At 74.3% G+C, this 14,123-nt stretch carries 9 protein-coding genes and 1 pseudogene; 4 read left to right on the forward strand and 6 right to left on the reverse strand.

What is annotated here, in order from left to right; translation table 11 throughout:
- Positions 1-259: 259 nt before the first annotated feature.
- The 4 genes from AB0L00_RS24865 to AB0L00_RS24880 all read right to left on the reverse strand — a co-directional run bounded on the left by AB0L00_RS24865 (position 260) and on the right by AB0L00_RS24880 (position 5,081).
- Positions 260-1,801, reverse strand: a complete 1,542-nt coding sequence (locus tag AB0L00_RS24865) for a DNA polymerase Y family protein (RefSeq protein WP_364438516.1) — start codon at positions 1,799-1,801, stop codon at positions 260-262.
- 43 nt (positions 1,802-1,844) lie between these two features.
- A complete protein-coding gene (locus tag AB0L00_RS24870) occupies positions 1,845-2,507 on the reverse strand; it encodes a hypothetical protein (protein ID WP_364438519.1) in 663 nt (220 codons plus the stop codon).
- 391 nt (positions 2,508-2,898) lie between these two features.
- Positions 2,899-4,380 carry a HAMP domain-containing sensor histidine kinase gene (locus AB0L00_RS24875; RefSeq protein ID WP_364438522.1) on the reverse strand — a complete coding sequence of 494 codons (1,482 nt, stop codon included), beginning with the start codon at positions 4,378-4,380 and terminating at the stop codon, positions 2,899-2,901.
- Complete coding sequence (locus tag AB0L00_RS24880) at positions 4,380-5,081, reverse strand: response regulator transcription factor (protein WP_364438525.1); 702 nt, start codon at positions 5,079-5,081, stop codon at positions 4,380-4,382. The genes AB0L00_RS24875 and AB0L00_RS24880 overlap by 1 nt, the downstream gene beginning before the upstream one ends.
- 46 nt (positions 5,082-5,127) lie before the next feature.
- Between AB0L00_RS24880 and AB0L00_RS24885 the strand changes: the two genes are divergently transcribed.
- From AB0L00_RS24885 to AB0L00_RS24895, 3 genes and pseudogenes are all read left to right on the forward strand, one after another.
- The gene (locus tag AB0L00_RS24885; RefSeq protein WP_364438528.1) at positions 5,128-7,344 is read left to right on the forward strand and encodes an MMPL family transporter; all 2,217 of its coding nucleotides are present in this window, start codon (positions 5,128-5,130) and stop codon (positions 7,342-7,344) included.
- A 531-nt stretch (positions 7,345-7,875) separates the two neighbouring features.
- A complete protein-coding gene (locus AB0L00_RS24890; protein ID WP_364438531.1) occupies positions 7,876-8,247 on the forward strand; it encodes a ClpX C4-type zinc finger protein in 372 nt (123 codons plus the stop codon).
- Between the two features lie 76 nt (positions 8,248-8,323).
- Positions 8,324-8,761, forward strand: a pseudogene (locus AB0L00_RS24895) (transposase); the annotation flags it as partial.
- A 71-nt stretch (positions 8,762-8,832) separates the two neighbouring features.
- On the opposite strand, the gene AB0L00_RS24900 reads toward AB0L00_RS24895, so the two are convergent.
- Positions 8,833-11,484 (reverse strand): poly(A) polymerase, encoded by a 2,652-nt coding sequence (locus AB0L00_RS24900; RefSeq protein ID WP_364438534.1) that lies wholly within the window; start codon positions 11,482-11,484, stop codon positions 8,833-8,835.
- The gene (locus AB0L00_RS24905) at positions 11,471-13,273 is read right to left on the reverse strand and encodes an RNA ligase family protein (RefSeq protein WP_364438537.1); all 1,803 of its coding nucleotides are present in this window, start codon (positions 13,271-13,273) and stop codon (positions 11,471-11,473) included. The genes AB0L00_RS24900 and AB0L00_RS24905 overlap by 14 nt, the downstream gene beginning before the upstream one ends.
- 220 nt (positions 13,274-13,493) lie before the next feature.
- Between AB0L00_RS24905 and AB0L00_RS24910 the strand changes: the two genes are divergently transcribed.
- Positions 13,494-14,054 carry a GtrA family protein gene (locus AB0L00_RS24910; protein ID WP_364438540.1) on the forward strand — a complete coding sequence of 187 codons (561 nt, stop codon included), beginning with the start codon at positions 13,494-13,496 and terminating at the stop codon, positions 14,052-14,054.
- The last annotated feature ends 69 nt before the right edge of the window (positions 14,055-14,123 follow it).

The following is a 14,123-nucleotide window of genomic DNA, read 5'->3' on the forward strand; positions in this document are numbered from 1 at the left end:
GGCGGGGGCCTCGGTCGGGGCGGCGGGGGCCGATCCGCGGGCGCTTTATACTCGCCCGCGGGCGAGGACACGCCCCAGGACAGCCGCCGCTCGAACTCCCGCCACGGGATCCGCGGATTATCGAACCCCATGACGGCTCCCCGCGTTCCCGGCGGCCCACGTGGGCACCGCCCCTGAGCCTCGCTCCGACGGGCCGGGCATGGTCGGTCTCGAGGTGCGCACGCCGCCCGTGGCGCCTGGACCTCTTGGCCTCGGTCGGTCAGGCATAGTCGGCCTCGATGTACCAGCGGCCGCCTTCGACGACGAGCAGGCGCGCGCCGCCGTCGGCGGTGACGACCTGGAACCGCGCCCGTCGGCGGAACCGCGCCGGGTCCCACCAGCGCTCCCGGGCCGGCCACGGACCCGCCCACGCGGTCACCGGCAGGACGCGCCCGTCGACCTCGATCTGGTGGGGCGGCGCGGAGACCACGCAGCGGGCGCTGACCGTGACCGGCGCGCCGTCGGCGCCGGTCACGCGGACGGGCAGCGGGTCGGGATGGACCACCGCCGGCGCCGGGTCGGGGATCCGCCCGGGCCACCGCCCCTCCGAGGCGGCGGGTTCGGGCGGGAGGTCGCCGACGGGTACCCGGACGACGCGCTCGCCGGGCCCGCGGCCGCCCACGGGGTACGGACGGGTGATCCCCTGGTGGCCGAGCATGGCCTGGACCCGCGCGGCCGCCCGCATGATGCGGTCGGAGACCGTGACCTGTCCCCACAGCGCCTCCTGCCGTCCCTCGTCCGGGACGAGCTGGTCGGGCAGGAGCCGCAGGAGGACGATGCCGCCGACCCCCTCCTCATCGGGCGGGGCCTCCCAGGACGACAGCTGCCAGCGGACCCGTTCGGCGACGGCGAGGGCGGACAGTGCCCCGTCGTACCGCCACAGCCGGGACTGCGTACGGCCGCGGGCATCCGTCACCTCGACGCCGATCCGTACGCAGGCCAGGGCCTCGGCGGCGAGCGCCTCGTGCAGACGCTCGGCGAGTGTCTTGGCGGCGAAGACGACCTGTTCGGCCGCCGCGGCGGGCGGGTCGAACTCCGTCGTCACCGTCAGGTCCGTGTGCGGCGGGCGGGGCGCGGTCGGCCGGGCGTCCAGCCCCCGCGCCAGCCGGTGCGCGCGTACCTCGTCCGCGCCGAAGCGGCTCGTGACGTGCCGGGCCGGGAGTGCCGCGAACGCGCCCAGCGTGTGGATGCCGAGCCGGGGCAGCAGGTCGGCGAGCTCCGGCCGGCCCAGGACGGTCACCGGGTACGGCGCGAGGAAGTCCGGTGTCCCGCCCGGCGGCACGACCGTGCCGCCGTCCGAGGTGCGCGCGGCGAGTTCGGCGGCGAACAGGCCGTCCGCGACGCCCACACCGCAGTCGAAGCCGCGCTCGACCACCGTGTCCTGAACGTGGATCCGCAGCGACTCCTCCGCCGCCTCCCGGTCGGTGCCGCCGTGGTAGCGGGCCGCGCCGCGCACCGGGATGGCGCAGACGCCGGGGCGTACGACCTCGACCCAGGGAGTGATCGTCGAGACGGCGGCGGCGACCGTCTCGAAGAGTCGCCCCTCGGCGTCGGGGTCGCGGTCGCGGACCACCAGGCCAGGGCAGTGCCGCTGCGCGTCGCGGAGCCGCTGCCCCCGGCGTACGCCGGCGGCGCGCGCCGCCGCCGAGCACGCCTCGACCCGGGCCGAGGCGACCACCGCCGCGGGCGTGCTCGCGTCCAGACCCACCGCGGTGACCGGCCAGTCCGGGCACCACACGACGAGCACCCGCGGCGCGCTCATCGATCCACCGCCGGGGCCGGTGCATCGGGGAGTGGCGTGTGCCTCATCCCGCGACGGCCTCCAGACGCGCCGGTCCCTCGTGCTCGGCGACGGTCACGGCGCCGTCCGGTCCCGGTAGCCACAGCCAGACCCGGCGGCCGGGGGCGGCCGCGCCGCGCCCGGAGAGCGCCACGAGCGCGCGGCGTCCGCGCAGGTGACCGGTGCCGTCCCCGACGCCGGACCACTGGTTCGCCTCGACGCGCAGCCGCAGGGCCGCGCCCGCCCACGGACCGGTCGCGATCAGCGCGCAGCCGTTCCGGCGCGCGATCGTGGTCAGCCGCCGGGCGACCGGCGCGGGAGGCTCCTCCGGCGGCCGTACGATCACCATCGCGCACCCGTCGGTCAGCGCGGCGACCACGTCGGCCCACCGCCGGCCCGGGTCGTCGGCGAGCAGGACCCGCATCGGGTCGAGGCCGCCGTCCGCGCCGCCGAACGACGCGGCGGCCGGGACGTACGCCTCCGGGAGGCCGACGACCGCGCACCAGCGGTCCCCGAGCCCGGCGGCCAGCGCGAGGGCCAGCGCGGTCGAGCCGTCCACGCCGGTGACCGTGCCGGGGCGCAGCCCGCCGCCGGGGATCACCGCGCGCAGCGCAGGCAGGACAGGGATCAGGCCCATGCCCGCCAGAGGCGGGAAGCCTGCTGTGACCTGCGACGATAGCTCGCTCACTCGTTAATCATCGAACATTCATTCGACTGAAATCAAGTCGATCGTCACGTGCAACGGCGGTTCCGGTCTCATGATCGGAACGTTCCAGTGCCCTAGATGCCATGGTCACGAGGGATACGTCAGGTGTCGTGACCACGATCTTGTGGTTCCGGATCCCGCCTCCCGGGGGCTCGCGGGTGGTGCGGCGAGGCTGCGTAGGGTGAGGCGTCCGTGGGTGGCGGGCGGCCGTACGAAACGCTCGGTAAAGGCCGCCGTGCGACGGGCTTTCGTCCCGATTCGCCGCCTATGCGGCGTCGCTGCGGTCGTGTTCACCGAGCATTCCGACCGCTCCGCGCTCGGCGGCCCGCGCCGGGGTGGGGCGCTGGGCGTCACACGCAGACGGCGCAGTACATCATCTGGTCGGCGTCGCGGGCCCGGCGGGCGAGGGCGGCTGCTGTGGCTCCGGCGCGCGGGGAGCGGTGCTCGGGGCGTGGGGGAGGCGGACGACGAAGGTCGCGCCCTCGCCCGGCGCGGAGATGACGCCGACGACGCCGTCGTGGGCCTCGGTGACGGCGGCGACGATGGACAGGCCCAGGCCGGCCCCGCCGTGTTCGCGGGAACGGGAGTGGTCGGTCCGGTAGAAGCGTTCGAAGACCCGCCGGCACTGGTCCTCGGCGAGCCCGGGTCCGTGGTCGGTCACGGAGACCTCCACATGGCCGCCGGCGACGTCGATCCGCACGGCGGCGGGGGCGCCCGCGGGCGTGTGCCGTCGTACGTTGGCGAGCAGGTTGTCGAGGACCTGGCGCAGGCGCATCGCGTCGCCGAGCACCACGGCCCCCTCCGCCGCCTCCAGGTCGATGGGCCGGTCCGGCTCGACGGCGCGGGTGCCGGCCACGGCCTCCGCCGCGATCCGGGCCAGGTCCACCGGTTCCCGCTCGAGCGGGCGCCCCTGGTCGATCCGGGCCAGGAGGAGCAGTTCGTCGACGAGCGCCCCCATCCGTTCGGCCTCCGCCTCGATGCGGGCCATCGTCTTGGCCAGGTCGGCCGGGCGGTCGGCCGCGCCCCGGCGGAACAGCTCCGCGTACCCACGGACCGTCGCCACCGGCGTGCGCAGCTCGTGGGAGGCGTCGGCGATGAACCGCCGGAGCCGCTCCTCGGACGCCTCGCGTTCGCGGAAGGCCGTCTCGATCTGGCCGAGCATGTCGTTCAGCGCCTGGCCGAGGCGTCCGACCTCGGTGCGCGGTTCGGCGGGTTCGACACGGCGGGACAGGTCGCCGGCGCCGATCGCGCGTGCCGTGCCGCTGATCTCCTCCAGCGGGCGCAGGCCGCGGCGGATCGACCGGTGTGTGAGGAGCCCGACGGCGGCCAGCGCGATGATCGAGACGACGACCTCGACCCGTGCCAGGTGATGGATGGCGCTGTCGGCGCTCCGGGTCGGGATGCCGATCAGCAGGATCTGCCCGTTCGACAGCCGGGAGACGCGGACCCGCCACGGGTGAATGTCGCCGATCTTGAGGATCCGCGCGCCGTCGGGGTTCTGCGCCGTGACGGCCGAGGGAGCGGGATGGGACGGTAGCGGTGGCGCGTCCTGCGCGGCGAACGTCTGGACGATTCGGCCGTCCGCCGTGCGAACCTGCATCAGGGACGGGATGGCGCCGCTTTCGGCCAGCGCCTGAGCCAGCCACGCGCCGTGCGGGCCGACCGGGAGGGCGCCGCCGGGGCCGGCGCGGTCGCCGATCGCCGTCTCCATCGCCCGGCCGACCGCGTTCAGCTGTCGGTCGGTCCGGCGGACGATGTCCGCCCGCAGCGTCGCGAAGCTGCCCGCCGCGGCGACCGCCAGACCGGCGGCGAGCAGGCCCAGCAGGGTCAGAACGAGGCGTCTGCGCAGGGACATCATGACGGCCGGGGCAGGCGCAGGACGTATCCGACGCGGGGCACCGTGTGGATCAGCGGCGGGTCCACGGCGTCGACCTTGCGGCGCAGATAGCTGATGTAGGTCTGGACGACGCCGTCGTTGCCGCCGAAGTCGTAGTCCCAGACGTGGTCGAGGATCTGCCGCTTGGACAGCACCCGACCGGCGTTGACGACGAGGTACCGCAGCAGCTTGAACTCGGTCGGCGTGAGCTCCAGCGGCGCGCCGCCACGGGACACCTCGTAGGCGTCCTCGTCGATCTCCAGGTCGGCGAAGCCGAGCCGTGCGGCGTCGGTTCCGCCGGGGCGGCTCGTCCGGCGCAGTACGGCGCGGATCCGCGCGATGAGCTCCTCCAGGCTGAACGGCTTGGTCACGTAGTCGTCACCGCCGACCGTCAGCCCGGCGATCTTGTCCTCGGTGGCGTCGCGGGCCGTCAGGAAGACGACCGGCGCCTCGCATCCCTCGCGGCGCAGCCTCCGGCAGGTGTCGAGCCCGGACCCGTCCGGCAGCATCACGTCCAGCACGATGAGGTCCGGCCGGAGCGCCGTGACCCGGGCGAGGGCCTCGGCGCCCGTGGCCGCCACGGTGGACTCGAATCCCTCGTAGCGCAGCGCGGTCGCGACCAGGTCGGCGAGGTAGGGCTCGTCGTCGACGACGAGGACCCGGATGGGGCGGTCGGTCACGGGGCCAGTGTCCCGCGTCGCCCTGTGAGAACGCTGTGAGAACTCTGTGACAGAGAACTCCCAGAACAGGCACACGGCGCTGGAAGAGCGGGCTGCTGTGCTGGCCCGCATGGAAGGATTCTCCCGATTCGTACTGCGGCACAAGCTCGCCGTGACGCTGGCCTGGCTCGCGCTCACGGTCGCGGGGGTGCTCGCGACGTCGCAGATCGGCGGGCGGCTCACCGCGCAGAACGCCATTCCCGGACAGCCCTCGTACGAGACGAACGCGGCCATCGCGAGGACGTACGGCACCGGCGGACGCGGCGATCCGCTCGTCCCGGTGATCACCCTGCCCGCGGGGCGGACCGTCGACTCGCCCGGCGTCCGCGCGGGGATCGGCCGGGCGTTCGCGGCGGCCGCCACGGCCGTGCACGGCCGCGCCGTCTCCTACGCCGACACCGGCGACCGCCGCCTCGTGGGCCGCGACGCCCGTACGACCTTCGGCCTCGTCTACGGGCCGGCCGGACAGCGCGGCGTGATGGGCGCCCCGGACCTGTCCGGGCCCGTCACGGCGGCGATGCGCGCGGCGCTCCCACCGGGCGCGACGCTGCGCGTCACCGGGATGGAACCGCTGCAGTCCGGCGGCGGCGGATCGGGCCACGGCCCCGACGTCCTGTCCGAGACACTGGTCGGCGGACTCGGCGCGCTGACCGTCCTGGCGTTCGTCTTCGGATCGCTGCTCGCCCTCGTCCCGCTGCTGATCGCGGCGTGCTCGATCCTCACATCGTTCCTCGTGGTGTACGGGCTCACGACGGTCACCGACGTGAGCGTGATCGTGCAGTTCATCGTCGCGCTGATCGGCCTGGGCGTGGCGATCGACTACTCGCTGCTGCTGGTGACCCGATGGCGCGAGGAGCAGGCCGCCGGGCACGAGGGCGACGAGGCGGTACGCCGCGCGATGGGCACCGCCGGGCGCGCGATCGTCTTCAGCGGCGGGGCGGTCGCCATCGGACTGGTCGCGATGGTCGTCCTCCCGGTCCCGTTCCTGCGCAGCGTCGGCTACGGCGGCATCATCATCCCGATCGTCAGCGTGGTCGCCGTGCTCACCCTGCTGCCGGTGCTGCTGGCGAGGTTCGGATCGCGGATCGACCGGCCCCGGCTGCGCAGGGGCGGCGGCGCCGGGCGCGGCTGGTCCGCCTGGGCGCGGGGCGTCGTACGGTTCCGGTGGGCCGCGGTCGTCGCCTCCGGCGCGGTCCTCGTCGCCCTGGCGGTCGCGGCCCTCGGCCTGCACCTGGGCGACCCGGAGAGCGACGCCCTCGCCTCGTCCGGGCCCGCGTACGAGGGCCGGGCCGCCCTCGTCGACTCCGGCGTGCCGACCGGCGTCCTCACCCCGATCGACGTCCTCGTGCCCCGGGGCGGCGACCCGGCGGCGACGGCCGCGCGCCTCACCCGGCTGCCCGGCGTCGTCACCGCCGTCGCTCCGGACACGTCCGCCTGGCGTCGCGACGGCACCGCGCTGGTCGCGGTACTGCCCGCCGCCGAGGGAGGCTCCGCCGCGGGGAAGGACACGGTCCGGCGCGTCCGCGCCGCCGTGCCCGCCGGGGTCGGGGTCGGCGGCTCCGCGGCCGTCGGCGTCGACTTCGCCAAGGCCGTGTACGGGGCGTTCCCGCTGATGCTGACGCTGATCGCGGTGGCGACGTTCCTGCTGCTCGCCCGGGCGTTCCGGTCGCTGCTGCTGCCCCTGAAGGCGGTGCTGCTGAACCTGCTGTCGCTGGCCGCGATCCTCGGCGCCATGGTCCTGGTCTGGCAGGACGGCTACGGGTCCAAGCCGATCTGGGGGATCGCCGCCACCGGCTCGATCACGGAGTTCGTCCCCGTGATGGTGTTCGCGTTCCTGTACGGACTGTCCATGGACTACGAGGTCTTCATTTTGGCGCGGATGCGCGAGGAGTACGACCGGACCGGGTCGACGCGGACCGCCGTCGTCGAGGGCATCGGCCGCACCGGCCGCCTCGTCACGAGCGCGGCGCTCATCCTGTTCCTGGCGTTCGCCTCGCTGGCGTCCGCGCCGATCACGGAGCTGAAGGTGTTCGCGACCGGTCTCGGCCTCGGCGTGCTCCTGGACGCGACGGTCATCCGCGCGCTGCTGGTGCCGGCCCTCGTGTCGTTGTTCGGCCGCTGGAACTGGTGGCTGCCCCGCTGGGCGGCCTGGGCGTTGCGGGTCCGTCCCGCCCGGCTCCCACCGGAACCGGTACCGAACCCCGTCCCGGCCGGCCGCCCCTAGGACCTGTCCGGTGGATCTTGTGGCAGTACGGAGACCAGTCTGATCACTGCCCGATAGCGGCGGGTTCGTCACCCGCGGCCGGCCGAGCCGACACCCGGGACGACTCCGGTCCGCCACCCACGGTGTACCGAATGCTCGGCGACCGCAGCCCAGGACAAGGGCAAAAGCCCCCATATCGACACCACGGGCGAGGCTTTTCCGAGCATCCGGTACGACCCCGCACGACCACCCCGAGGAGATAAAGGGCAATCTCCACAGGTCGCACACCCGGGTCGCCCGTCCTCTTCCGCCGGCGTCTACTCAGCGGAGAATTTTCTCCGCTGAGTAGACACCACCAGAAACGACGCCCCACCCAGCGGGCGGACCGGCCGGCGCCGCACGCATCCCTCACGCTCACAGATCGACCAGCACGTGATCCACCGGACAGCACCCCTAGGAGCGTGTCTCAGTAATGACAATCGCCTGCAGTTGTCAGGATATCCCTGACGATCTAAGGTGTCAGGGATATCCTGACGCCTTAGGGAGTGTGCTGTGGCATCGTCTGACATCCTGACCGAACTCGCTCGGTGTTCCTTCTGCAGCAAGCCGGACACCGAGGTCGACAAGCTGGTCGCTGGCGCTGGAGTGCACATCTGTAACGAGTGCGTGGCTCTGGCCGTGTCGATCATCGACGGGAGCACCGGTAGCCCAGCGGGAGCGCGCGTGCCCGTCTGGGAATCGCTGGCAGACGCAGAGATGCTGAGCCACATTCCGCGCGTTGCCGCGCACATCGACCAGGCCGAGGCTGACCTCCGCTCGTGGGTGCAGGAACTGCGCCGACGCGGCGTCACCTGGAGCAGGATCGGCGAAGCTCTCGGGATCACCCGCCAGTCCGCATGGGAGCGGTTCTCCGGCGAGGAGTGACACGGCCCCGGGGCAACCCGCCCGTATCTTGTGGTCCTGGACCCGAGATGATCCCGGTATGGCTGATCAGGGTGGGTTGTTCGAGGCTGAGCCGGTCGAGCCGACGCGGCCGCAGGCACGTGCGGCGGCGGTGGACAAGACCTTCCGGGCGTTCGACCCGCACCAGGTTCTGCTGCTGCCGCCGTCGCTGGAGGACTGGCTGCCCGAGGACCACCTGGCCCGGTTCGTCGCGGACCTGGTCGACCAGGCGCTCGACCTCTCGCCGATCCTGGCCGATTAGACCGAAAAGCGCGGCTGCCCGCCCTACCACCCGCGGCTGATGGTGCGCCTGCTGATCTATGGCTACACCACCGGCGTGCGATCCTCCCGGGCGATCGAGCGTCGTTGCGCCGACGATGTCGGCTTCCGGTTCCTGACCGCCGACCAGGCCCCCGACTTCCGCTCGATCGCCCGGTTCCGTCGTTGCCACCTCGACGCGCTCGCCGACCTGTTCACCCAGTCCCTGCGTCTCGCGTCGGCGAATCCGCCGAACGGCGCGGGGCGCGTCCGCGATCGAGGTGGGCCGTCCCCGAGCGGGCGGGCGGGTCAGCGCAGCGGCGGCACCGCACCGCAGGGTGCCCACGCGACGGTGACGCCGCGCAGCGTCGAGGCCCAGGGCTCGGCGATCGCGGCGAGCCGGACGGCGTCCGGCGGCGTGCGGCCCAGCCCCACCGCGAAGCGCGTCGCCGCCGGTCCCGTCTCGAACGGACGGGGCCAGGCGTGCGCGTCCGCGATCCCGGCCTCCTCCAGCCCGGACAGCAGGGCCCGAACCCGGCCGCGGACCCGGCCGAGGGTCATGCCGAACTCCTCCACCGGCGTCTCCCGCACCGTGATGACGGCCCACGCGGCGTGCCGCCGGTGCATCGGCGGGGGCGACAGGAGCCCGACCACAGGGTCGCCGTCGGTCCCGGTCTCCTCCAGGGCCTCCCACGCGCGGTAGAGCTCCTGCGTGAGGAGGTCCCGTACGCCGGGCCCGACCTGATCGGAGCAGGACCGCACCGGGGCGGTCGGGGTCATGATGCGAACGGCCGGCGGCGGCGTCGCCGGATCGAGCGCGGCGCCGCCGGAGGCGGAGAGCTCTAGTGCGGAGAGCTCCGGTGCGGAGACGCCGGAGGCGTGGCGCTCTGGTGCGGAGACGCCGGATGTGGAGCCCTCCGGCCGGAGCACGACCGGCCGCCGCCAGTCCCAGGCGGCCCACGTGCCGAAGAAGTGGCGGAGCAGGTCGCCGGGTGGCCGATCCCTGGCCTCGTGCACCGCACGCGCCGCCAGGATCGCCCAGGCGAGGCCGGGCAGGCCGCCGAACGGGGCCGAGTCCAGGCCGCGTGCCCCCGCCCATTCCTTGACCTGCCGGGCGAGACGGGCGAACCGGTCGCGGCAGCCGTCGACCGCGGCCAGGACGGCGTCGGCGTCGCTGACGGCGCTCAGCGCGATCGCGGGCGCCTCGCCCAGCTCCGTACGGCGCACAACGGCCTCGGCCGGCGCGACGTCCTTCGTGCCGACCACCATGAGATCGACGGCGAGCCCGGAGTTCCGGAACCGGAGGCCGGGCACCCGCGCGCCGGTCACCTGGCGTACGCCCGCCGCGTCCGGCAGCGCCGCCGTCACCCTCGCCCGCACCTCCGCCGGATCGGGGGTTCCCGGCAGCACCGCCACCACGTCCAGGTCCGCGCCGGCCGGTGCGCACTCCATGCGCCGGGACCCGACGACCTCGACGACGCCCTCCGCCAGGCACGCGCGGAGCCGTTCGACGACCATCCGCGCCGTCGCGTCGTCCTCCTTGGCACGCCGCGCCGTCGTGTCCATCTCCTCGGCATGCCGCCCGGACTCCGTCGCCGGCTCACCCGGAACACCGGCGGAGATGTCGACGGTCACGCCGTAGTGGTCGGACGCGAACAGGCCGTCCGGCGTCATCGGGGAGTCACCGGTGAGGCGCGCGGCGGTGGCGCGGAGGGCGGAGCCGCCCAGGAAGACCCGGTCGAGCCGGGACGCGCGGCCGGACAGCGACGACACGGCGGCCAGCGGATTGGCCACCGGGTCGAAGGTCGCGGTCTGATCGCCGGGGCCGTGCACCTCGGTCCAGGCGTCCCGCACCCCGAGTACGCCGGCCAGCCCTCCGTCGCCGTCGTTGAAGTCGCCGAGGAGGATGACCTCCCCCTCCACATGCGCCGGCAGTTCGGCGAGCCGCGTCAGCTCGGCCTCCCGCCGGGCGGCGCCGTTCTCGGTGTGGTCGCTGGTCAGATGGGTCGCGGCCACGACGACCGGGCCCACGGCGGACTCCACGGTGACGGCCGCGACCCCCTTGTGCGGGCCGAGGACGTGCAGGCCCGCCTCGCGTACGGGCAGGCGACTGAGCAGGAGGAGCCCGATCTCGTCGACGTCGGGCCCCGACGGGTCGGTGCTCAGCGTGTAGCCGGCGCGCACCCACGGGGCACGAAGCAGCAGGTCGAGCAGCGCGGCCTCGACCTCCTGCAACGCGATGACGTCCGCGTCGGCCCGCTCGAGGGCCGCCAGCAGCAGTGGCCTTCGGCGGGCGGTCTCGATGCGGTCGGCGTCGTAGCGGTCCCACAGGGTGTTCCACGTCAACACTCGGAGACGGGCCGGCGCGGACCCGCCGGCCGCGACACCCCCGACACCGACACCGACACCGACACCGGCGCTGGCTGCGCGCCCCAAGGCGGTTGCGCGACCGACGTCGGCCGCGCGACCGGCGCTGCCTGCGCGACCGACGTCGGCCGCGCGACCGGCGCTGCCTGCGTGACCGGCGACGGCTGCGCGACTCACGGCGGCTGCGGGACCGACGGAGGCCGTGGGGCCGCTCGCGGCTGTCGACGGCCGCGCCGACGCTTCCCGGCCGGCGACGGGGGCGGGTGCCTCGGCGGGACGCCAGCCCGCGCCGGGATCCCACGCCACCGGCGTCCTGGCGGTGAAGAACGGAGCCCGGAGCCCGCGCGCCTCCCGCACCCGCCCCGCCGGTGACGAGTCGACGCGGTCCACGCCCGACCGGCGGTCCCAGACGACCTCGCCCTCGGCCTCGACGAACAGGATCCGGTGCCACGGGATGTCGCCGCCGGGGACGAACGCGGGCAGCGGAACACGCTTGGGCGGAGCCCCGCGGACATTGATCCCCAGCAGGAACCGTGCGGCGTCGAACCGCGGATCCCAGCGGATCCGGTGGTAGATCTCCTCACTGGTCCGCATGGCCGCTCCTCGTGTCCGCCGGGATCTCGTCGTCGATGGCCCCGGCGACGTCGCCCACCTGTCCGTCCGGGCCGGCGTACCACGTGCGGTGCGCCTCACCCGGATAGGGCGGAGAGAAGCGGCGGAGCTGCGCGGAGAGCACGGCCGGTGGGACCGGATTCGCGCGCTCCGCGTTGCGCCGGGCCAGCAGGTCGCCGGGGACGAGCAGGACCGCGTGAGTGGTCAGCGCGTCGTACCGGTCGGCCACGGCGCGCACCAGCGAACGCTGGTGCCGGTTCAGCGCGGTGGCGTCCCAGACGACGGTCGCGCCGTCCGCCAGGAGCGCGCCGAGCCGGTGCAGACCGTCCCGGAGGACCTGCGGGTTGGCCCGCTGGTCCGCGCGCGAGCCACGGGCCTCGCGCAGGTCGTCGAGGGAGACCACCGCGTCGACGCCGGGAAGGGCGCGAGTGAAGGTGCTCTTCCCGCTGCCCGCGGGCCCCGTCATGACGACGAGCCGGGGAAAGTCACCCGACCGCCACCGCCAGGTGAGCGCCACGGCCTCCTCCGGCGTGGCGATCCGGCCGAGCGCGTACGCCTCCCGTGCCTCCGCCCAGCAGCGGTCCGCGACGTCCCGGCCGGCGCCCGTCCCCGCGACGTCGGCGAGGGCCTGGCGCAGACCGGCCCGCAGTGGTTCCAGCGGCGACTCGGTGAGGAGCCCGGCCTCGTCGGCGTGCAGTTCGGACCAGCCGACCTGCTCGCGGGCCTCGGCGGCCTCGGCGTCGTCGCGCCCGGTCAGGACCGCGGCGGCGACGGCGTGCAGTACACCGACGTCGGCCATGGCCGCGAGCCGGGTGAGACCGACGCGCCGCGCCTCGTCCGGGAAGGGACGGTGCAGGCCGGGGTACAGGCCGACCAGGTCCGCGACCCGGCGGGCCTGCGGCACGCCGAGGGGCGCCACCAGCCGGGGCATCAGCCGGGCCCGGTCGGCGCCGTGAAGAAGGGCCGCCAGCAGGCCCGTCAGCCGTTCGTCGCCGGAGCGCCCCAGCAGGTCGAGACGGGCGGAGACCTCGGCGACGATCGCCTCGGCGCGCTCGACGGCCGCCTGCTCGCACCGGCTGCCGGTCATCCCCACGGCGTCGAGGAGGGCCGCCGCGCCGGGGAGCGCGCCGGACCGCGCCTGCCACAGCGCGGCGGCCGGGCTCAGGCCGTTCTCGACGACGGGGCCGAGCATCCAGTGCTCGTCCGTGCGTACGTGCGCCGGCCGTACCCACTTGGCGACCCGGTGGCCGAACTCGTCGCGGGGGAAGCCGTCGACGGTCCGTACGACGTAGCCCTCCTGCCGCCGCGTGTCGAGGCGGAGCGCCCGCAGGCGGCGCTCGTCGAAGACGCCGCGCCACAGCACGGCCGGTACGGGTACGCCCAGCCGCCGGGCGAAGCGCACGGTGCGGTCCCAGTCCAGGCAGTGGTCGCCGTCCCACACGGAGAAGAGGTAGAACCAGCTCTCCAGGTCCTGGTAGGCGATCGAATGGCGGGCGTAGAGGTTCTCCCCGCAGACCCGCACGCCCGCCGGGATCCGGCGTGCGATCCGGCCGTGCAGTGCCTTGATCCAGGCGCGGGCCGGGTGATGCGCGCTGTCCAGCGAGCGGGCGTGCAGCCCATCGGGGTACATCGTGGTGTTCTCCCCGTCGAGCTTCTCGGTGACCACGACCTCCCGGCCGGCGAGCCCGGACAGGCCGGCGGCGCGCACGTCGTCCGCCCCGACTCCCGGAGACCAGGGCAGGTGGGGAGTGCGGGGATAGTGCACTCGCATGATCCACTCCTACCGGCGACCTGACGACCTCGGGGCCGCGACGACCCTAGGGGAGGCGGGTCGGCGAATCCATCGAATTAGTGGCGATCCGCGCGCTCGTCGGCGGCGTCCGGTGAGCTGGTCGATGACAACGCGCGGGCCGGATGGGGGATACCGCGTGACCCATCGGACATGTCGGGGTCGGGCCCCTCCAGTGTCCTCCGGCCCGTAGACTGCCCGGGTGTCGCTCACCCGGATCACGCTCTCCCGCGTCCCCGCGCCACTTCGCCCGCTGCTGGTCAAGCACCGTGAGCTGGTGAAGTTCGCCTTCACCGGCGGTGTCTGCTTCCTGCTGACCGCCGGGGTGAACTACGGGCTCAAGCTGACGGTCATGCGGACCAAGCCGGTGACGGCGCTCACCATCGCGATCATCGTCGCGACGATCGCGTCGTACCTGATGAACAGCGGCTGGTCGTTCCGGGCCCGTGGCGGCCGCAGGCGGCACGTCGAGGCGGTGCTGTTCTTCGTCGTGAGCGGCCTGGGCATCATCGTCAACGACATCCCGCTCTACCTGGCGCGTTACGCGTTCAACCTGCAGTACCCGAACGTCAGCCACGTCGGCCAGGAGGTCTCCGACTTCGTCAGCGGCATGATCATCGGAACGCTGCTCGGCATGGCCTTCCGCTGGTGGGCGATGAAGAAGTGGGTCTTCCCGCACGAGAAGACGGCCGGCTCCGCCTCCTCGGCGGGCGTCGGGCCGGTCGCGGCCCCCGCGGACGAGGAGTCCGAGCTCGTCGCCTGAGCCGCGCGCCCGGCCATCGGGCGGGGTCGACCCCGCCCGGCGCCTCGCCTGGCGGGCGCACCCTGGTCC

The sequence above is a fragment of the Actinoallomurus sp. NPDC052308 genome (assembly GCF_040679195.1).
Lineage (GTDB): Bacteria > Actinomycetota > Actinomycetes > Streptosporangiales > Streptosporangiaceae > Actinoallomurus > Actinoallomurus liliacearum.